Raw genomic sequence first — 19,781 nt, 5'->3', positions numbered from 1 at the left:
CAGAAACCGCTCTCATTGTGGATAACGTTGGGATAACGCAATTGTGTTAGTAGGCATTAACCTTTGATCATTCGGTTAAGTTGAAATTTGTAAAAATCAACTAAGGAAAGATTAAATTTACGCTTTTTAAAAATAAATTTTGTCTGCTTTTTTTATCATCAAGCTTTGCGTAAAAACTAACACAATCACAATATGTAGTGTTTATTAATTAACATGACACTATATGTGGTTAAATGCATCTATAGGACTGTGCCAATTAAAATCCGCATTCCAAGCCAATGCCTCGTCAACACTCGGTACATATCCCCATAGTGCGGTTGCGGTGTGCATATTGGCTGCTTTACCTGCTTGAATGTCACGCTGCGCATCACCTATATATAAGCAACGCGAAGGATCTACACTCATTTGCTCAGCGCAATACAGTAAAGGAAGGGGTGAGGGCTTAGATTCAGCTAAGGTATCACCGCTCACCACAATACGTGCATTTTTTAATGCAGGAATCGCCTTGACTAAAGGATCAGTTAAAAATCCGGGCTTATTGGTCATAATTCCCCAAGGGATTGCTTTGTTATCAAGTGCGATTAGTAATTGCTCTATTCCTACAAAACATTGGGTATGGGTGGCAATGTTGGCAGCGTATTGCGTAACTAGCTCATGTAAAAGTTGCTCTTGCGGTTGTTGCGCCCAGCTTTCTTTAAAACCAGCAGCCAATAAAGCGGCAGCACCGTTTGAAGCTGCGGGTCGATATATATCACTGCCCACTTGGGGTTGTTGATGATTTTGCAGCACGGTGTTTAGTGCGGCGCCTAAATCATCAGCGGTATCGAGTAAAGTGCCATCTAAGTCAAACAGCAATGCTTGATATTCCATTAGGGCAATGGGGGTTTGAGAGCTTGCCATTACACTAACTTCTCAAAATGCAGCATATAATTTACGCTTACATCATCATTCATTGTGTATTGCTTAGAAAGCGGGTTGTAACTTAAACCAGCACTGGCACGTACTTTTAAGCCAGCTTGCTCTGCCCATGCAATTAATTGCGCAGGTTTAATAAACTTTTTATGGTCATGGGTACCCTCTGGGACCATTTTTAACAGTTTTTCTGCACCGACAATAGCGTATAAGTAAGCTTTTGGGGTTTTATTAAGAGTAGAGAAAAAAACATCGGCCCCAGGTTTTGCTAATTTAGCGACCGCATGAATAATAGAAGCAGGGTCGGGGACGTGCTCTAACATTTCCATACAAGTGATCACATCAAAGCGCTCAGGGTGCTCATCTGCAAACTGCTCTGCAGGTACTTTTATATACTCAACGGGGACACTTGTTTCTAAGCTGTGTAACTTGGCGACAGTTAAAGGCTCTTGCCCCATATCGATACCAGTTACGTTTGCGCCCATTCGCGCCATGCTGTGACTTAAAATGCCACCACCACATCCTACATCGAGGGTTTCTTTATTAAATAATCCTTTGGTTTTGTCTGCGATGAAATCTAATCGTAATGGATTAATTTCGTGAAGCGGCTTAAATTCGCCTTCTAAATCCCACCAACGCTCTGCGATGGCTTCAAACTTTGCTATTTCTGCGTTATCTACATTTTGATGTTCGGTCATAAAATACTTCCTCGTCAATCTGAGGCCATTATATAGGCCTAAATTGATAAATCGCAAAGTTTTGCGCCTGTAAATTAAAATTAATTGTGATAGCATGGTTACTTAGAAATAATAACAAACACTCTTAATACCTAATACTGGGTTGTTAAGAGCTGATACTGAAGGAATGTGATATCAAATGACTGATCTCGCCAATGAAATTCTGCCAGTCAATATTGAAGACGAGTTAAAAAACTCCTACTTAGATTACGCCATGAGTGTAATTGTAGGACGTGCATTACCAGACGTACGTGACGGTTTAAAACCTGTTCACCGCCGCGTTTTGTTTGCAATGAACGAGCTTAGTAATGACTGGAACAAGCCTTACAAAAAATCGGCCCGTGTGGTCGGTGACGTAATCGGTAAATACCACCCACACGGCGACAGTGCAGTTTATGACACCATCGTACGTATGGCTCAGCCATTCTCACTGCGTTACATGCTAGTAGATGGTCAGGGTAACTTTGGTTCGGTTGATGGTGATTCAGCAGCGGCAATGCGTTATACAGAAGTACGTATGGCAAAAATGTCGCACGAATTATTAGCCGATCTTGAAAAAGAAACGGTTGATTTTGTGCCTAACTACGATGGCACAGAGCAAATTCCTGATGTGTTACCCACTAAAATACCTAACCTGTTAGTTAATGGTTCATCGGGTATTGCGGTTGGTATGGCAACAAATATTCCGCCACATAACTTAACAGAAGTCGTGAATGGCTGTTTAGCGCTTATTCAAAACCCTGAATTGACCATTACGGAGTTAATGGATTACATTCCTGGGCCTGATTTCCCAACTGCGGCGATTATTAACGGTAAAAAAGGCATTGAACAAGCTTATCAAACCGGTCGTGGTAAAGTGTACATGCGTGCGCGTGCTGACATCGAAACCGATGAAAAGACGGGTCGCGAAACCATTATTGTTCATGAAATCCCTTACCAAGTTAACAAAGCACGTTTGATTGAAAAAATCGCCGAGTTAGTTAAAGATAAAAAAATTGAAGGGATCAGCGCATTACGTGATGAATCAGATAAAGACGGTATGCGTATCGTTATCGAGATCAAACGTGGTGACGTAGGTGAAGTTATTTTAAACAACCTTTATTCACAAACTCAGTTACAAACTGTGTTTGGTATGAATATGGTTGCGTTAATTAATAACCAACCTAAGTGTTTCAACTTAAAAGAAATGCTTGAAGAGTTTATTATTCACCGCCGTGAAGTTGTTACCCGTCGTACGGTATTTGATTTACGCAAAGCCCGCGACCGTGCGCATACGCTAGAAGGTTTAGCGATTGCACTGGCTAACATTGACCCAATTATCGAACTTATTCGTAAGTCGCCAACACCTGCTGAAGCAAAAGTTGCATTAACAGCGCGTCCATGGGAATTAGGTAATGTTAAAGCCATGCTTGATAAAGCAGGCGAAGACAACGTGGCACGCCCAGATTGGTTAGCAAGCGAGCTTGGTATTCGTGATGGTCAGTACTATATTTCTGAGCAACAAGCTCAAGCAATATTAGACTTACGTTTACATAAACTTACTGGTCTTGAACACGAAAAAATTCTTACCGAATATCAATCATTACTTGAGTTGATTGCCGAGTTATTATTCATTTTGGCAAATCCAGAGCGTTTAATGGAAGTTATTCGTGATGAGCTCGTTGAAATTAAAGAGCAATATGGTGATGAGCGCCGCACTGAAATAAATGCTGCAGCACACGATATAAGCCTTGAAGATTTAATCAACGAAGAAAACGTGGTTGTGACCTTGTCACACGAAGGATACGTTAAGTATCAAGCATTAACTGATTACGAAGCGCAGCGTCGTGGTGGTAAAGGTAAATCAGCAACTAAGATGAAAGATGAAGATTTCATTGAACGTTTATTGGTTGCCAATACGCACGATACTATTCTTTGTTTCTCTACAGCGGGTCGATTATATTGGCTTAAAGTGTATCAGTTACCACTTGCAAGTCGCGCAGCGCGCGGTAAGCCAATTGTTAACTTATTACCACTTGAAGCAGATGAACGTATTACTGCAATCCTGCCAGTACGCGATTATGAAGATGATAAGTACATCTTTATGGCGACAGCATTTGGTACGGTTAAGAAAACACCATTGACTGCATACAGCCGTCAACGTGCTAGCGGTATTATTGCCGTTAACTTAAACGAAGGTGATAGCTTAATTGGTGTTGATATTACCGATGGTAGCAACGAAATTATGTTGTTCACTGATGCGGGTAAAGTTGTACGCTTTAAAGAGGCTGAAGAAACAGCTGTCGTTGATGAAAATGGTAACCCTGTTCTTGATGAAGAAGGTAAGCCTGAGATTCGCTTCAAAGGTGTACGTCCTATGGGTCGTACTGCAACGGGTGTTCGTGGTATTAAGATGCCAGACGATCAACGTGTTGTATCACTGATTGTACCAAAGAATGACGGTGCAATATTAACAGTGACAGAAAATGGTTACGGTAAGCGTACTCAACTTGAAGACTACCCATCTAAGAGTCGTGCAACACAAGGTGTTGTATCAATTAAGGTGAGTGAGCGTAATGGTGCCGTTGTTGGTGCTGTACAGGTTGATGACAACGACGAAATAATGATTATTTCGAATCGTGGTACCTTAGTACGTACTCGCGTTAATGAAGTTTCCACGGTTGGACGTAACACCCAAGGTGTTATTTTGATCAGAACTATTGACGAAGAGCAAGTAGTTGGTTTACAACGTATAGAAGAGATTGAAGTGACTGAAAGTGACTTGGTTGATATCGAAGACGTTGAAACAGTAGATACAGTTATTGATGAAGTGGCGGATGACAATCCTCCTTCAGAATAATTAGATTGAAAAAAGCGGCCTTGGCCGCTTTTTTTATGTAGTTGAAAAAAATTAAATTAGTTTAATTCAAGTTAAATTACTGGAATGAGGAAAAGGTAATGAGTATATATAATTTTTGTGCAGGCCCTGCAATGTTACCACCGGCAGTCATGCAAAAAGCGCAAAAAGAGTTTTTAAACTGGCAAGGTCTTGGTGTATCGGTGATGGAAATAAGTCATCGTAGTCATGAATTTTTAGCATTAACCGCTAAATGTGAAGCCAGCCTGCGTCGTTTAATGAATATAAGTGACGAGTTTGAAGTGCTATTTATGCACGGTGGTGGTCGAGGTCAATTCAGTGCCGTACCTTTAAACCTTCATGTTAACGGTAAAAAAGCAGTTTATTGTGAAAATGGCGTGTGGTCAAAAAGTGCAACTAGCGAAGCCGATAAGTTTACTCAAACTCACACAATTGACGTACGTAATGATGATAACGGTTTATTTTCTATTAAGCAGGTAGTCGATTGGGTTTTACCAGCCGATGCTGCATATATTCATTACTGCCCAAATGAAACTGTAGATGGTCTAGAGATTTTTGATGTACCCAGTCACCCAACAGCACCGATTGTCGCCGATATGTCGTCGACTATTCTATCGCGCGAAATTGACGTTAATCAATTTGATTTAATCTACGCAGGTGCTCAAAAGAATATCGGCCCATCGGGTATTGCTATCGTAATTGTTCGTAAAACGCTACTTGAGCGTGAAGGGCTAGCTAAGCCAGGTATTTTGGATTACGCCCTTGAAGCAAAACAAGGCAGTATGTTTAACACTCCACCGACTTTTGCATGGTATTTAGCAGCTGAAGTATTTGAATGGCTTGAGCAAAATGGCGGTGTAAAAGCCATGGAAACACATAATACTGCCAAAGCTCAGCTGCTTTATGACTTTATCGATGAGTCTGATTTTTACACCAACAAGGTAGCAAAACATTGTCGTTCACGTATGAATGTGCCTTTTTGGTTAGTTGATGAAAGCCTAAATGATAAGTTTGTTAAAGAGTCAAAAGAAGCGGGCTTATTAGCGCTTGAAGGGCACCGTATTGTTGGCGGTATGCGCGCGAGTATTTATAACGCAATGCCACTGGAAGGGGTTAAAGCATTAGTTGATTTTATGGCGGCTTTCGCAAAGGAGAACAGCTAATGGAGCAACTTTCTTTAGCGCCTATTTCACAGGTTAATGGCAGTGTTACTCTGCCGGGTTCGAAAAGCTTGTCAAATCGCATTCTATTATTGGCTGCACTATCAAACGGCACCACGGTTGTAGAAAACTTATTAGACAGTGATGATATTCGCCATATGTTGGGTGCGTTAAAGCACTTAGGCGTTAATGTAACGCTTAATACTGAGCGCACCGTAGCGACCGTAGAGGGCGTGAGTGGCGTATTTAAAACGCCAACTGAAGCACTGTTTTTAGGTAATGCAGGTACAGCATACCGTCCCTTAACGGCCGTGCTTGCAGCGATTGCTGGGGAGTATGAGTTAATTGGTGAGCCACGTATGGAAGAGCGACCAATTGGCCACTTAGTTGATGCACTGCAAGCCTTAGGTGGTAATGTTAGTTATTTAAAAAATAAAGATTATCCGCCACTTAAAATTGTCGGCGGGAAAATAGCGGGTGGTGAAGTCGAAATTGACGGTAGTATTTCAAGCCAATTTTTAACGGCGTTGCTTATGGCTGCACCGTTATTTAAAGGTGATACTCAAATTAAAATTAAAGGCACGTTAGTGTCTAAGCCTTACATTGATATTACTCTTGATGTAATGGCGCGTTTTGGTGTTACCGTTGAGCATGACAATTACAGTACTTTCTTTGTAAAAGGTGCACAACAGTATCAAGCCGTTGAGCGAATTATGGTCGAAGGGGATGCTTCATCTGCTTCTTACTTTATTGCTGCTGCAGCAATTGCCGGCGGCGAAATAGAAATTAAAGGCGTCGGTGCTAAATCAGTTCAAGGTGATATTGGTTTTGCTAACGTTATGGAGCAAGTAGGTGCCAAAATTGATTGGTATGACGAACGTTTAGTTGTTCGTAAAGGTGAGCTTAACGGTATTGATATTGATGCTAATGCAATACCTGATGCTGCAATGACCCTGGCTACAGTTGCCTTGTTTGCAAAAGGGCCAACGGCAATTCGCAACATTTATAACTGGCGAGTAAAAGAAACTGACCGTTTACACGCTATGGCCACCGAGCTTAAAAAAGTAGGGGCTGACGTGGTTGAAGGGCACGACTTTATTGAGATCACACCGCCAAAACATTTTAATAATGTGGCTGTAGATACCTACGACGATCACCGTATTGCCATGTGCTTTGCAATGGTTGCAGTAGGGGGTAAGCCCATAACGATTAACGATCCAGCCTGTACTTACAAGACATTCCCAACATTTTTCAACGTGTTAGCATCTGTCAGTAAATAGGCTATTTATAAGTATTTATAAAAAGTTACATACTAAAAGCGGATAATCTTTAATAATTGACGTATAATGTGGCGGTTTATTTTGGTGTGCATTGAAGGAGGTTTTAAATGCCGGCGTTATTAATGCCCGTAATCACCGTAGATGGCCCAAGTGGTTCTGGTAAAGGAACTGTTTGTCGCTTATTGGCTGAAAAATTAGGCTGGGATGTGTTAGATAGCGGTGCAATTTATCGCGTACTTTCACTTGCAGCACTTCATCACCAAATTGCGTTAGATAACGAAGAAGCACTGGTTCCATTAGCTGCAAATCTTGATGTGCAGTTTTTGATAGACAGTGACACTAATGCAGGAAAGATTATTTTAGAAGGCGAAGACGTAACAACCACTATTCGAAATGAAGAAGTGGGAGCTGCAGCGTCTAAAGTGGCGGCATTGCCACGAGTTCGTGAAGCGTTACTTCGTCGCCAGCGTGCGTTTAGAACTGAAAATGGCTTAATTGCTGATGGTCGCGATATGGGCACTGTTGTGTTTCCTGATGCGCCATTAAAGATATTTCTAACCGCAAGTGCAGAAGAACGTGCTCGCAGACGTTTTGTTGAGTTGAATGAGCGCGGGCTTGATGTTACACTAAGTGGTCTATTACAGGACATTCGGGCTCGTGATGATCGCGATATGAATCGCGCCGTTGCGCCGCTTGTACCTGCAGAGGATGCGATTGAGCTTGATACTAGCGAACTCAACGCACAGCAAGTCTTTGATAAAGTTATAATTTTATTAGATTCAAGCATCTCTGAAGGTAAGCTTCCTAAACGAAGCTAAACACATTTTATGCACCAGCAGGACGCCAGTGCTATTTTAACAACCCCATGCAGCATGGTTGCTTATTGGTATTAATATATGAGACGTATATTCGTATGTCAGAAAATTTTGCGCAGTTATTTGAAGAAAGCTTAAAGGGTTTTGAAGCAGAGCAAGGCTCTATCGTTAAAGGTACAGTAATCTCAATCGAGAACAACATTGTACTTGTAGATGCTGGTCTTAAATCAGAAAGTGCTATCCCTGCAGAGCAGTTCAAAAATGCTGCTGGTGAACTAGAAGTTGCTGTTGGCGACGAAGTAGATGTTGCACTAGATGCAATCGAAGACGGTTTCGGTGAAACTATCCTTTCTCGTGAGAAAGCGAAGCGTCACGAAGCGTGGATCCGTCTTGAGAAAGCATGTGAAGAGCAAGAGACTGTTACTGGTGTTATCAACGGTAAAGTTAAAGGCGGTTTCACTGTTGAAGTTGATTCAATCCGTGCTTTCCTACCTGGTTCACTTGTTGATGTTCGTCCAGTACGTGACACAACTCACCTTGAAGGCAAAGAGCTTGAATTTAAAGTAATCAAGCTTGATCAAAAACGTAACAACGTTGTTGTTTCACGTCGTGCAGTTATCGAATCAGAAAACTCACAAGAACGTGAAGAGCTTCTTGCTAACCTTGTTGAAGGTCAAGAAGTTAAAGGTATCGTTAAGAACCTTACTGACTACGGTGCATTCGTTGACCTTGGTGGTGTTGATGGTCTACTACACATTACTGATATGGCGTGGAAGCGTGTTAAACACCCTTCAGAAATCGTTAATGTTGGCGACGAAATCGCAGTTAAAGTTCTTAAATTCGACAAAGATAAAACTCGTGTATCTCTAGGTCTTAAACAGCTTGGCGAAGATCCATGGGCAGCTATCGCTGGTCGTTACCCAGAAGGTTCTAAACTTTCTGGTCGTGTAACTAACCTTACTGATTACGGTTGCTTCGTAGAAATCGAAGAAGGCGTTGAAGGTCTAGTACACGTTTCTGAAATGGATTGGACTAACAAGAACATCCACCCTTCAAAAGTTGTTTCACTTGGTGACACTGTTGAAGTTATGGTTCTTGAAATCGACGAAGAACGTCGTCGTATTTCTCTTGGTCTTAAGCAATGTATTGCTAATCCTTGGCAGGAATTTGCTCGTCTACAAAACAAAGGCGACCAAGTTACTGGTAAGATCAAATCAATCACTGACTTCGGTATCTTTATCGGTCTTGACGGTGGTATTGATGGTCTTGTACACCTTTCAGACATTTCTTGGAATACACCTGGCGAAGAAGCTGTACGTGAATTCAAGAAAGGCGACGAAATCACTGCTATCGTATTGCAAGTTGACCCAGAGCGTGAACGTATCTCTCTAGGTGTTAAGCAAATCGAAGCTGACCCATTCAATAACTACCTTGATGCAAACAAAAAAGGTGCTATTGTTAAAGGTAAAGTGACTGAAGTTGATGCGAAAGGCGCAACTGTTGAACTTATCGAAGGCGTTGAAGGTTACATCCGTGTAGCTGATATCGCTCAAGAGCGCGTTGAAGATGCAACTACTGTTGTTTCTGTAGGCGACGAGATTGAAGTTAAATACGTTGGTGTTGATCGTAAGAACCGCACTTTAAGCTTATCTGTTAAAGCTCTTTTCGAAGCAGAAGAGAAAGAAGTACTAGAGAAGCTTAAGAAAGAAGAGCCAGTGTTTGAAAACGCAATGGCAGCTGCTTTCGCAAATGCACAAAAAGACTAATTAATTATAGTCTTTTAATTGGAAGGGCAGTTTATGCCCTTCCACTATTTCTTTTTAAGGAAACGCTATGACTAAGTCAGAACTGATAGAAACACTTGCCGAACAACATTCACATATTCCTGTGAAAGATGTTGAGAACGCTGTTAAAGAAATTCTTGAACAAATGGCCGGCTCATTATCTTCTTCAGATCGTATTGAGATCCGAGGTTTTGGAAGTTTCTCTTTGCATTACCGTGCGCCTCGTACAGGTCGCAATCCTAAAACAGGTGAAACTGTAGAGTTAGATGGTAAGCATGTACCTCATTTTAAGCCAGGCAAAGAACTACGTGACCGTGTAAACGAGAGCATTGCTTAGTAAACTTATTGGAGTAGTTACTTGTTCAAGGTATTAAAAATTATTCTGGCGGCACTTTTTTTAATTGGTGCATTTGTATTGGGTTCTCAAAACCCACAATTAACACAAATTAACTACATAATAGCCAGTAATACATTACCTTTAGCCGTTATAATAAGTATCTGCTTTTTGCTAGGTGTTGTAGTGGGTTGTTTTGTGAGTTTTAAATTGTTCACGCAATTAAAGTGGCAAAATTACCGTTTAAAAAAGCAATTAACGCCTGAAAAAGATAATAAAAAGCGTATTGCCAACAAAGACACCTAATTATGATTGAGCTGTTGTTTTTACTGCTTCCCGTTGCTGCCGGTTATGGTTGGATCATGGGGAAAAACAGTGCAAAAAATCAGGCTCATCAGTTTAATCGTCAAATTACTTCTGAATACAGTAAAGGCTTAAAGTTTTTACTGGACAGAGAAGAAGATCAGGGGCTTGAGCATTTAATTAATTTGCTCGAAGTAGCTGCTGACTCTGTTGAACATTATTCTACTTTAGCCACCATGTTTCGCCGTCGTGGTGAGCTTGACCGCGCAATAAAAATTCACGAACTGCTGCTAAAACACCCAAGTCTTAACGAAAAACAAGCCGCTAATAGCCGTTTAGAACTAGCCGAAGATTATATTATGGCTGGCTTATTAGACAGCGCAGAAGAACATTTAATATGGCTGGTAAAAAATAGCCATGCAGATGCACTCGAACCGATAATTTCTTTATATTCACAAACCCGTGAATGGCAAAAAGGCATTAATATGTTTGAAGCGCATACTGAGCTTTTTTCAAAAGAACAACACTTTAAAGCCATCGCTAATTTTTACTGTGAGCATGCCATTGCCAGTAATAACCCACAACTTATGCGTAAAGCCATTAGCTTAAACTTTAAAACAATTAGGCCTTTATATGAGTTTGGACTGTCAGCTTACACCAAAGAAGATTACGTAAAAGCAATTTACTATTGGCGAGAATTAATCTGCCAATTTACTTTTTTTGCGCCATTGTTTATTGAAAAGTTAGCTCACAGCTATAAGCAATTAAAATTAACTCACCAATTTCATGAACTCATTACTGAGTTACTAGAAAAGGGTGGGGTGATGATAAAAATACAGCATTGCCAAGCCTTGCTTGAGCAAGGACACACTGAACAAGCCTTTGAATTTTTGACTGATAATTTAAAACGTCAACCCACTATTCGTGGCTTTAGTTTTTTATTACAGTTAATGAGTACAGAAAATAAAAATACAAAAGACGTGCTTAATCAAATCGATAAACTTGTTACTTCTTACATTGCCACTAAACCTGACTTTCAATGTCAGCATTGTGGCTTTACTAGCTACACCATTTATTGGAATTGCCCTTCATGTAAACACTGGGAAACCATTGTGCCTAGCAGAGGCTTAGACGGATTTTAATCTTTATACTTTTCGCTCACTAGTAGGATAGTTATGTCTTTCGAAAAATCAAAAAAAATTCTTATCGCGCTTGATTATGATGATCAGCAAACTGCTTTAGCATTTGTAAAACAGTTATCACCAGATACCTGTCGATTAAAAGTGGGCAAAGAAATGTTTACTTATTTTGGTCCTGCATTTGTTAAAGAATTGGTCGATTTAGGTTTTGATGTATTTTTAGATTTAAAGTTTCACGATATTCCAAACACCGTTGCTAAAGCGGTGACTGCTGCGGCTAAAATGGGTGTATGGATGGTCAATGTACATGCATCGGGCGGTTATGAAATGATGCATAAAGCTAAACAAGCACTCGAGCAGTTTGGCGACAAAGCGCCATTACTTATTGCGGTAACTGTATTAACCAGCATGGACGAAGCTGAACTTGAGCGTTTAGATATAACTAAATCACCCCAAGAGCAAGTTATGCATTTAGCTAAATTAACAAAGCAAGCAGGACTAGACGGTGTTGTTTGTTCCGCGCAAGAAGCGCAAAGTTTAAAGGCTGCTTTAGGGAAAGAGTTTAAATTAGTTACGCCAGGTATTCGCCCAGCGGGCAGTGATGCAGGCGATCAAAAACGTATTATGACACCTAAAGAAGCGATTGAAGCGGGTAGTGACTATTTAGTGATTGGGCGTCCGATCACTCAGGCACAAAACCCTGTAAAAGTACTAAATGATGTAAATGAATCAATAGCTTAAATTAAAAATTAGCATAATTGAGAGCAGTTCCTTACAACTGCTTTTCTTTGTGCTACATTTAAATTATGGGTGTGCAGTGAGGGATCTGCTTTGCGTATAATAATATTTTTAGTTGTAATTATGATTAGTGGCTTTGCTGTAAATAAATATGTTTTTTCAACTAAAATGTATGATGATGTTTCAAACGTTACTGACTTGGTATCTGGTTACCCCGTTGATTTATTCAAGTTTAAAAAAATTGCTCAAAATTATGCCCAGCATCTGTGTTACACCAATGAAGGTGTGTTAGCAGGAATAGATGTTAGCAGCAGAGACTGTGTTGCGACACATGATGAAATGCAAAATGAGTGTACAGAAAAAGTTTTTAGGCTAGCGCCGTTAAATCTAGATTCTAAAAAAGAATTAATTGAATACTCAAATGAATATTCTCGCTGTACCTTACCTTATAAAAATATTAGGTTATAAATTTCAGATACTAAAAAGCCACTTAGGTTTAAAACTTAAGTGGCTTTTTATTTAATTATTTTAAACGAATAGACTTAGCTTCAATATCAATTAAGCCTTGTTTAAATAAACCGCCAATGGCTTTTTTGTAGTTTGCTTTGCTGGTCGAAAATACTTTTTTAATTAATTCAGGATCAGACTTATCGCCTATGGCTAATATGCCACCCTCATCCTTTAGTTTTTCCATTATTTTTTCACCAAGCTCGCTTACTTTACCCATGCCTGGTTTTTCAAGTATGACGTCAATTTTTCCGTCTTCACGTACTTTTTGAATAAATCCTTTTAGCTTTTGACCAACAAACAGGTTTTTAAACACCATGTTGTAAAACACGACGCCAAAATGGGATTCTTCAATAAGCACCTTGTAACCAATATCAGTTTTGCCTGCAACAATTAAGTCAACTTCTTGTAAGTGACTATACTGAGGCTCATCTTTTGATAAAAAACGGTTAAAGTTAGTTGAGGCACAAATACGCTGACTGGCGTTATCAAGATATAAACGCACTAAATATGAGTAGCCTTCTTGCATACGTGGTTTTTGTTCATTAAACGGTGCGAGTACGTCTTTTTCTAAGCCCCAATCTAAAAACGCGCCTATGCTGTTTATTTCTTTTACACGCAGTAGGGCATATTCACCCACTTGAGCATGCGGCTTTTTAGTTGTGGCTGTTGGCAGGTTTGCATTATCTAAAAATGTGAATACACTGATGCTATCGCCGGCTTCAAGCTCATGTTTTATTTCATGTTTAGGTAAAAAAACTTCACCTAAGTCATGCCCATCTAAATAGGCACCTTCGTTGCTGACTTCTTTAACAAAAAGGGTTTGGGTGGTTCCTAGGTAACTCATAATTATTCCTGCTCAGGCTTTTTTTTACGACGCATCGGGGTATCACCATCAATATTAAGAGGTGCTTTAATTGGGGCCGCTGGCTTTTTCGGTTTTGCTTTTCGTTTTGGCTGTGGCTTATTAGCGGTCACTGCTTTTTTAGTCGGTTTAATTGGCGCTACTTTTTTCTCTTTAATACCTTTAAATTTCGCTTTTAAACCCTCAACAGCAGCAAACGATAATTCATCATTTAAAAATGATTTTATTGCCAAGTAACTTGTCCAATCTTTAGGGCCCACAAGTGATAATGCGTTACCTTTAAAACCAGCACGACCAGTTCTACCAATACGATGAACGTATTCTTCTGCGTGTTTTGGTAAATCAAAGTTAATAACATGGGTAACACTGAGTAAATCTAAACCGCGCGAAGCAACATCTGTAGTAATTAATATTTTAAAGTTTTCACGGCTAAACGCATCCATAATATCAAGGCGCTTACTTTGAGTTAAATCCCCAGCTAATGCGACAGATTTAAAGCCTTTACTATTTAATGATTCACTTAAACGGCTGGTATCAGCCCGTGTGGCAGTAAATATAATGCACTGGCCAACGTTATCTTGGTTTAAAAAGTGCTCAAGCAGTGCTTCTTTATGATCAAGATGGTCAGCTAAATACAGTGTTTGTTTAATATCACTGTGCTGCTCATTGGCTGCACTGAGCATAATTTGTTTTGGTTTTTTTAATAAATTACGCGATAACGCATCAACTTGAGCATGATCTAATGTCGCCGAAAACAATAAAGTTTGACGAAGACGATGATCGGCTAGTTCATTAATTAGTTTAAGTTGATCGGTAAAACCTAAATCTAAAATACGGTCAGCTTCATCAAATATAAGTAACTCTAGGCCACTTAATTGTAATGAACGTTGCTTTAAATGATCGGCTAAACGCCCAGGTGTGGCGACCACAAAGTGAGGGTCGTTACGCAGTGCTTTAATTTGGTCGTTAAAATTTTCGCCACCGAGGATTTTAACGGCCTTTATGTTGGTACCGGCGATAAGTAATCGAAGTTGAGTAAAAACTTGGGTCGCAAGCTCACGAGTTGGAGCAACAATAAGTACACGAGGATCACGTTTACTGAGTGCTTTTTGTTTCATTACACGCTGCACAGCCGGTAATAAAAACGCTAAAGTTTTGCCTGACCCTGTTTTTGACTGAGCGAAAATGTCATGTCCCGCCAGTGCCGTTGGCACAGCATGGGCTTGAATATCGGTAGGCTGGGTGATCCCTTGGTGCGCTAATTGTGTTTCTAGGCGAGTATCAATCCCAAGTTCAGTAAAGTGCAATGTATGTTTCTCCAATATGAGCAAGTCTGTATAAATTTATCCGCGCATTATAGCCCACTGAGCTACTGCGCTAACAGTAAAAAGCGCATTATCATCCATTTTTTTGCATTTAAATAAAAAAAGCGTAAAATACGCGCCCCATATGCGCCGGATTTACGATTCGGTAAACGCCCCTTGTGGGTTTTAAAAGCAAAATAGGAATACCATGACTGCTGTCCATAAAGATAATGTAACCAGCGAACACTTTGTTGTTTGCGCTCTGTATAAATTTGTTTCTCTACCGGATTTTGAAGCACTTCGCCAACCTTTACTCAATGTAATGGAGCAAAACGAAGTACGAGGCACTTTATTAATTGCCGCAGAGGGGATTAACGGTACTGTCTCTGCAAAACGTGAAGGCATAGATAATTTACTTGCGTGGTTAGACACCCAACCAAATTTAGACAACATTGTTACCAAAGAATCATTTGATGACGAATGCCCGTTTTACCGCACAAAAGTTAAGCTAAAAAAAGAAATTGTGACTATGGGTGTTGAAGGCGTAGACCCATTAAAAGTAGTGGGCAGTTATGTTAAGCCACATGAATGGAATGCCCTTATTTCTGATCCTGAGGTGATCCTTGTTGATACCCGTAATGATTACGAAATTGAAATTGGTACGTTTCAAAACGCAGTAGACCCAAACACTAAAACGTTCCGTGAATTTCCTCAGTGGGCCAAAGAAAACTTAGACCCATCAAAACATAAAAAAGTAGCCATGTTTTGTACTGGTGGTATTCGCTGTGAAAAATCAACAGCCTATATGAAAGAGCAAGGTTTTGATGAGGTATACCACCTTGAAGGCGGCATATTAAAATACCTAGAAGAAGTGCCAAAAGAAGAAACCATGTGGGAAGGCGAGTGTTTTGTATTTGATAACCGTGTAGCGGTAAATCATGACTTACAAAAAGGCTCATACGATCAGTGTCATGCATGTCGCATGCCTATCACAGAAGAAGAAAAGCAAAAGCCAGAATATATGGAAGGGGTGTCGTGTCACCACTGTATTGACAATGTAACCGATGAACAACGCGCTCGCTTTGCAGAGCGCCAAAAGCAAATAGAGCTTGCTCAAGCGCGCGGTGAAGGCCACATTGGTAACGAAGCACAAGCTGTTTTACAACAACGTAAAGAAGCTAAAAAAGCGCAAAAAGACGCACAGCGAAATAAATAAGCGGTACATTTAGTTTGTACGTTATTAAAAAAAACCTCAGTTTTAACTGAGGTTTTTATTTTATACTCTTTTCACAATTGCTTGTATCTGTAGTAGAGAGCGTGACCTTATTGGCAGCATTGACGAGCACACATTTTGTGTTTTTATCGAGCTTTTTCTTTTGAATAACGGTAAATTCACCTTCATCAGCAGCATATAAATTATACTGATACGCGGTATTCCCCCCTTCAAATAAAGCAGTAAATAATCCACCGACTAGTCCACCAACAATCGCGCCGCCAATCATTTCTTCTTTATTGCCATCTAAGCTATCTACAAAGCCAAACCCCGCACCAGCAGCTATTCCAGTTCCCACTTCTGAGGAGAGTGTTACTTTTTGTATTGATTCAACAGACGCATAATAACGTTTAACAACTTGATTTTGATCTGCCCGATCAATCCCTGGTGATGCACAGCCTGATAGCAAGATCACCATAATTAAACTCTTTTTCATAAATGTGCCTTTATTAAAAATATTGATGAGCTAAATCATAGTCATAAATGTAATTTAAATATGTGTGGATTTTGTATGCAGCTGTAAAAATATGTAAGAGTGGCTAGCATGCTTAATTTCAGCTTATTGTTTTGCTAATTTATCGTACTTAGCTATTTATTGATCATAGAGCTGTTAAACTGCGTAACATAATGCAAATAATAATTAATTAGGGTGATCCTTTGAAATCGCGAATTCTTTTTACCAGCGTGTTTTTTTCTTTAATGTCGTTAAGTTTATCTGTAAAGAGTGCCAATGTCGTGGTGGAGCAGGTAGCGATGGAACGTGCTAAAGAGCAAGTTCAGGCTGTCGGTAATGCCGAAGCAATTCATTCGGTTATTTTATACCCGGCTGTGGGCGATAAAGTAACGGCGGTGCATTTTAAACCGGGTGATAGCGTAAAGGCCGGTGATGTGTTACTTGAACTTGATTCACGCAGACAAAAAGCAGCACTTGAAGAGGCAAAAATAAAACTTGCTGACACCCAAAGAACCCTCGCACGTTTAAAGCAAAGCCAAGCAAAAGGGGCAGTGCCACAAAGTGATGTGGATGATGCAAAAACAGTTGTTGAATTAGCAAAAGTGACCCTTACCCAAGCAGAAACAGAATTTGAAGACCGCCAAGTTCGTGCGCCTTTTAACGGCACTATGGGACTTACCGACGTTGAAGTGGGTGACAGAATTACTCCCCAAACAGCGATTGCAAGTATTGATGATACGCGTGCTTTATATATAAATTTTAACGCCCCAGAATCGGCCGTTTATATGCTGCGCAATAAAGGCAATATAAAAGTATTTCCTTGGCAGTCACAAAATGCTGTAAACGCAAAAATTGCTTATCTAGATTCACGAATAGACCCACAAACCCGCACCTTACGTGTAAAAGCGCAGCTTGAAAACCCGCAGCAAAAGTTCTTACCTGGCATGAGTTTTCGTGTTCATATTGAAGTAGAAGGGCAACGTTTTGCTGCTGTACCTGAGGCGGCATTACTGTGGGGAGCAACAGGCCCTTACGTTTGGACAAGTGTTGATAAAAAAGCCACTCGAATTGATGTGAAAATTGAACAGCGCCTTGCTGGTCGTTTATTAGTTTCGGGCGCTTTAAAAGAACAAGATAACTTAGTGGTAGAGGGCGTACAACGCTTACGTGCGAACCAAGAGCTAAGCTTCTCAGCGCCAATCGCTAATACGCAGGAGTAGCCATGAAACAGCAACCTATGATGCAAGACTTGCCATCAATGGCTATTCGCCGCCCAGTGCTTATTGTGGTTCTGAATTTACTGATTATTATTGCCGGAATTGCCGCCATAGCAGGCGTAGAAGTTCGAGAGCTTCCAGATGTAGACAGACCCCGAATTACCGTATCAGCCTCGTTCCCTGGTGGTTCACCTGAAACCGTTGATACCGAAGTTACCAGTAAACTTGAAGGTGCCGTGGCCCGTGTGAGCGGTGTTAAATCGATTCGTGCGCAAAGTGAAGAAGGTAATTCACGTATTGTGGTTGAATTTAGACCGGGTGTTAACCTTGACGACGCTGCAAATGAAACGCGTGAGTCAGTTGCTCGAGTGCAAAGAGAGCTCCCTGAAGAGGTAGAGCGCGTTTCTATTATTAAGGCTGATAACGACGCTGAAGCGGTGGTTTCATTAACAGTATCAAGTGAAAGCTTATCGTTAGAGGCATTAACAGAGCGGGTTGATGTTGATTTAGCGCCGCAGTTTTTAACTATTCCTGGTGTTGCCGACGTACGATTAAACGGCGATAGAGAACGTGTGCTCAGGGTTCGCATTGATCCATTAAAGCTCAGCAGTTTTAACTTAACGATTCCAGATGTTGCCGATGTACTTAGGCAAGCCCCCTTTGATGTGCCTGCAGGGAGTTTAAAATCAAACGATCAGCAAATAATAGTGCGCGCTGATGCAACGTCTGTTACCCCCGCACAGGTGGGCGACATTATAATTCAGGGCGACACTCGTATTAGCGATATTGCTGCCGTGTACTTTGGTCCTGCCGATCCGCGCTCTATGGTAAGACTTAATGGTAAACCTGTTATTGGTATGGAAATTATTCGCCAAGCACAGTCCAACACTATCGAAATTTCTGATGAAGTACTCAACCTTATAGAGGGGATGCGTGAGCGCTTTCCTGAGATGGAGTTTACGCTAACATCAGATGACGCGCAGTTTATTAGAAGCTCAGTAGATGAAGTGATTAACTCATTGGTTCTAACGGTACTGCTAGTGATCATCACCTTATGGGTGTTTATTGGTTCATGGCGTGCAACATTAGTCCCAGCATTTGCCATTCCTGTTGCGCTTATAGGCTCATTAGCACTGATATGGGCACTTGGGTTTTCAATTAATATTTTAACCTTATTAGCACTGGTATTAGCGACAGGATTAATTGTTGATGATGCAATTGTAGTGAGTGAAAATATTCAACGCCAGCGAGGATTAGGTCTTGGAAGGCGTGCCGCAGCGGTTGTTGGTACCCGCGAAGTATTTTTTGCCGTTATTGCCACCACTGCAGTATTAGCGGCTGTGTTTGTACCCATCGCATTTTTACCCTCTACAGCAGGGCGTTTATTTAGAGAGTTTGGTGGCGTACTAGCTGGTGCGGTAATTATATCTAGCTTTGTTGCGTTATCGTTAGTGCCGGCGCTCACCTCAAAATTAAAACTCAAACAAGGTGGTTTTCACCCCTTTGCGAAATTTGGTAACGTGCTTGCCAATATTTATACCAAAACAATCCATAAAGTACTGGATCATGCGTGGGTTACCTTTATTGTTTGTTTATTAGTTGCAGGCGGTTCGGGTGCTTTGTATATGAGTTTAGATAACGAACTGCTCCCTACTGAAGATCGCGGTAAAATTAGAATATTTGCCCGCGGACCTGATGGCGTAGGCTTAAATTTTATGGATAGACAAGCCATTAAAATGGAAGATACCTTACTGCCTTTCGTTGAAAGTGGTGAAATTGAGTCTATTTACACTGTGGTTGGGCAATGGGATCCCAATATTGTGTTTATTACTGTGCCATTAAAGCATTGGGATGAACGTAACTTTAGCCAACAAGAAATTATTAATAAAATTCGCCAGCCTTTAGGCAACATCCCTGGTGCACCTGCTTACCCTGGTGGGGCAAATAGCTTAAATTTACGTGGCCAAGGTGGCGGCATAGAAATCGCTTTACTGGGACAAGATTACCTTGAAATATTTAAGGCTGCACAGCAGTTCTCAGCTGATCTTGAAAAAGCCGTGCCAGAAGTTGCGCCGGTAAGAGTATCGTATCAGCCATCGCAG

At 40.7% G+C, this 19,781-nt stretch carries 18 protein-coding genes; 13 read left to right on the top strand and 5 right to left on the bottom strand.

Annotated features, from left to right (window positions below; all coding sequences use genetic code 11):
• Positions 1–219 precede the first annotated feature (219 nt).
• Positions 220–900, bottom strand: a complete 681-nt coding sequence (locus ACTRWE_RS16190) for an HAD family hydrolase (protein ID WP_008465682.1) — start codon at positions 898–900, stop codon at positions 220–222.
• Positions 900–1,610 carry a bifunctional 2-polyprenyl-6-hydroxyphenol methylase/3-demethylubiquinol 3-O-methyltransferase UbiG gene (ubiG, locus tag ACTRWE_RS16185; protein ID WP_008465684.1) on the bottom strand — a complete coding sequence of 237 codons (711 nt, stop codon included), beginning with the start codon at positions 1,608–1,610 and terminating at the stop codon, positions 900–902. Before ubiG ends, ACTRWE_RS16190 begins: the two co-directional genes overlap by 1 nt.
• A 178-nt stretch (positions 1,611–1,788) precedes the next feature.
• Here ubiG and gyrA point away from each other — a divergent pair, with 178 nt between their 5' ends.
• The 10 genes from gyrA (at position 1,789) to ACTRWE_RS16135 (ending at position 12,527) form a co-directional block, all read left to right on the top strand.
• Entirely contained in the window at positions 1,789–4,488 is a 2,700-nt protein-coding gene (gene gyrA / locus ACTRWE_RS16180; protein WP_008465686.1) for a DNA topoisomerase (ATP-hydrolyzing) subunit A, read from the top strand.
• A gap of 98 nt (positions 4,489–4,586) precedes the next feature.
• A complete protein-coding gene (gene serC, locus ACTRWE_RS16175; protein WP_008465687.1) occupies positions 4,587–5,669 on the top strand; it encodes a 3-phosphoserine/phosphohydroxythreonine transaminase in 1,083 nt (360 codons plus the stop codon).
• Positions 5,669–6,946 carry a 3-phosphoshikimate 1-carboxyvinyltransferase gene (gene aroA, locus ACTRWE_RS16170; protein WP_462880335.1) on the top strand — a complete coding sequence of 426 codons (1,278 nt, stop codon included), beginning with the start codon at positions 5,669–5,671 and terminating at the stop codon, positions 6,944–6,946. Before serC ends, aroA begins: the two co-directional genes overlap by 1 nt.
• A gap of 107 nt (positions 6,947–7,053) precedes the next feature.
• On the top strand, positions 7,054–7,764 hold the full coding sequence (gene cmk, locus ACTRWE_RS16165; RefSeq protein ID WP_008465692.1) for a (d)CMP kinase: 711 nt from the start codon (positions 7,054–7,056) through the stop codon (positions 7,762–7,764).
• A 95-nt stretch (positions 7,765–7,859) separates the two neighbouring features.
• Entirely contained in the window at positions 7,860–9,527 is a 1,668-nt protein-coding gene (gene rpsA, locus ACTRWE_RS16160) for a 30S ribosomal protein S1 (RefSeq protein ID WP_002961176.1), read from the top strand.
• Positions 9,528–9,594: 67 nt separating this feature from the next.
• Positions 9,595–9,882, top strand: a complete 288-nt coding sequence (gene ihfB, locus ACTRWE_RS16155) for an integration host factor subunit beta (RefSeq protein WP_008114744.1) — start codon at positions 9,595–9,597, stop codon at positions 9,880–9,882.
• 21 nt (positions 9,883–9,903) lie between these two features.
• On the top strand, positions 9,904–10,185 hold the full coding sequence (locus tag ACTRWE_RS16150) for a lipopolysaccharide assembly protein LapA domain-containing protein (RefSeq protein ID WP_008114742.1): 282 nt from the start codon (positions 9,904–9,906) through the stop codon (positions 10,183–10,185).
• A gap of 2 nt (positions 10,186–10,187) precedes the next feature.
• The gene (lapB, locus tag ACTRWE_RS16145) at positions 10,188–11,324 is read left to right on the top strand and encodes a lipopolysaccharide assembly protein LapB (protein WP_013464879.1); all 1,137 of its coding nucleotides are present in this window, start codon (positions 10,188–10,190) and stop codon (positions 11,322–11,324) included.
• A gap of 33 nt (positions 11,325–11,357) precedes the next feature.
• Complete coding sequence (gene pyrF / locus ACTRWE_RS16140; protein ID WP_008114739.1) at positions 11,358–12,062, top strand: orotidine-5'-phosphate decarboxylase; 705 nt, start codon at positions 11,358–11,360, stop codon at positions 12,060–12,062.
• Positions 12,063–12,182: 120 nt separating this feature from the next.
• On the top strand, positions 12,183–12,527 hold the full coding sequence (locus ACTRWE_RS16135) for a hypothetical protein (protein WP_008114737.1): 345 nt from the start codon (positions 12,183–12,185) through the stop codon (positions 12,525–12,527).
• Between the two features lie 55 nt (positions 12,528–12,582).
• On the opposite strand, the gene ACTRWE_RS16130 is transcribed toward ACTRWE_RS16135, so the two are convergent.
• Both ACTRWE_RS16130 and ACTRWE_RS16125 read right to left on the bottom strand, forming a co-directional pair.
• Entirely contained in the window at positions 12,583–13,413 is an 831-nt protein-coding gene (locus ACTRWE_RS16130; RefSeq protein ID WP_008114734.1) for a CvfB family protein, read from the bottom strand.
• A 2-nt stretch (positions 13,414–13,415) separates the two neighbouring features.
• A complete protein-coding gene (locus ACTRWE_RS16125) occupies positions 13,416–14,738 on the bottom strand; it encodes a DEAD/DEAH box helicase (RefSeq protein WP_462880334.1) in 1,323 nt (440 codons plus the stop codon).
• A 205-nt stretch (positions 14,739–14,943) separates the two neighbouring features.
• Between ACTRWE_RS16125 and trhO the strand changes: the two genes are divergently transcribed.
• Complete coding sequence (trhO, locus tag ACTRWE_RS16120) at positions 14,944–15,951, top strand: oxygen-dependent tRNA uridine(34) hydroxylase TrhO (RefSeq protein ID WP_028835275.1); 1,008 nt, start codon at positions 14,944–14,946, stop codon at positions 15,949–15,951.
• Between the two features lie 55 nt (positions 15,952–16,006).
• Here the strand turns inward: trhO and ACTRWE_RS16115 are convergent, their stop codons facing one another.
• On the bottom strand, positions 16,007–16,444 hold the full coding sequence (locus ACTRWE_RS16115) for a hypothetical protein (protein ID WP_013464882.1): 438 nt from the start codon (positions 16,442–16,444) through the stop codon (positions 16,007–16,009).
• Between the two features lie 221 nt (positions 16,445–16,665).
• Between ACTRWE_RS16115 and ACTRWE_RS16110 the strand changes: the two genes are divergently transcribed.
• Positions 16,666–17,682: an efflux RND transporter periplasmic adaptor subunit gene (locus ACTRWE_RS16110; protein WP_462880333.1), complete on the top strand. Its 1,017-nt coding sequence runs from the start codon at positions 16,666–16,668 to the stop codon at positions 17,680–17,682.
• Between the two features lie 2 nt (positions 17,683–17,684).
• Positions 17,685–19,781, top strand: a 2,097-nt coding sequence (locus ACTRWE_RS16105; protein WP_462880332.1) for an efflux RND transporter permease subunit, incomplete at its 3' end; no start/stop codon positions are given.

This window comes from Pseudoalteromonas sp. G5_S1_54_S4 (assembly GCF_054968565.1).
The sequence above is the reverse complement of the archived record's forward strand: the minus strand, read 5'-3'. Positions and strand labels throughout refer to the sequence as shown.

Coding starts and splice junctions, on each gene's coding strand:
- aroA (WP_462880335.1), top strand. CDS start 5,669: ATGGAGCAACTTTCTTTAGCGCCTATTTCACAGGTTAATGGCAGTGTT.
- cmk (WP_008465692.1), top strand. CDS start 7,054: ATGCCGGCGTTATTAATGCCCGTAATCACCGTAGATGGCCCAAGTGGT.
- ACTRWE_RS16190 (WP_008465682.1), bottom strand. CDS start 900: ATGGCAAGCTCTCAAACCCCCATTGCCCTAATGGAATATCAAGCATTG.
- gyrA (WP_008465686.1), top strand. CDS start 1,789: ATGACTGATCTCGCCAATGAAATTCTGCCAGTCAATATTGAAGACGAG.
- serC (WP_008465687.1), top strand. CDS start 4,587: ATGAGTATATATAATTTTTGTGCAGGCCCTGCAATGTTACCACCGGCA.
- ubiG (WP_008465684.1), bottom strand. CDS start 1,610: ATGACCGAACATCAAAATGTAGATAACGCAGAAATAGCAAAGTTTGAA.
- ACTRWE_RS16135 (WP_008114737.1), top strand. CDS start 12,183: ATGATTAGTGGCTTTGCTGTAAATAAATATGTTTTTTCAACTAAAATG.
- ACTRWE_RS16115 (WP_013464882.1), bottom strand. CDS start 16,444: ATGAAAAAGAGTTTAATTATGGTGATCTTGCTATCAGGCTGTGCATCA.
- ACTRWE_RS16130 (WP_008114734.1), bottom strand. CDS start 13,413: ATGAGTTACCTAGGAACCACCCAAACCCTTTTTGTTAAAGAAGTCAGC.
- lapB (WP_013464879.1), top strand. CDS start 10,188: ATGATTGAGCTGTTGTTTTTACTGCTTCCCGTTGCTGCCGGTTATGGT.
- rpsA (WP_002961176.1), top strand. CDS start 7,860: ATGTCAGAAAATTTTGCGCAGTTATTTGAAGAAAGCTTAAAGGGTTTT.
- pyrF (WP_008114739.1), top strand. CDS start 11,358: ATGTCTTTCGAAAAATCAAAAAAAATTCTTATCGCGCTTGATTATGAT.
- trhO (WP_028835275.1), top strand. CDS start 14,944: ATGACTGCTGTCCATAAAGATAATGTAACCAGCGAACACTTTGTTGTT.
- ihfB (WP_008114744.1), top strand. CDS start 9,595: ATGACTAAGTCAGAACTGATAGAAACACTTGCCGAACAACATTCACAT.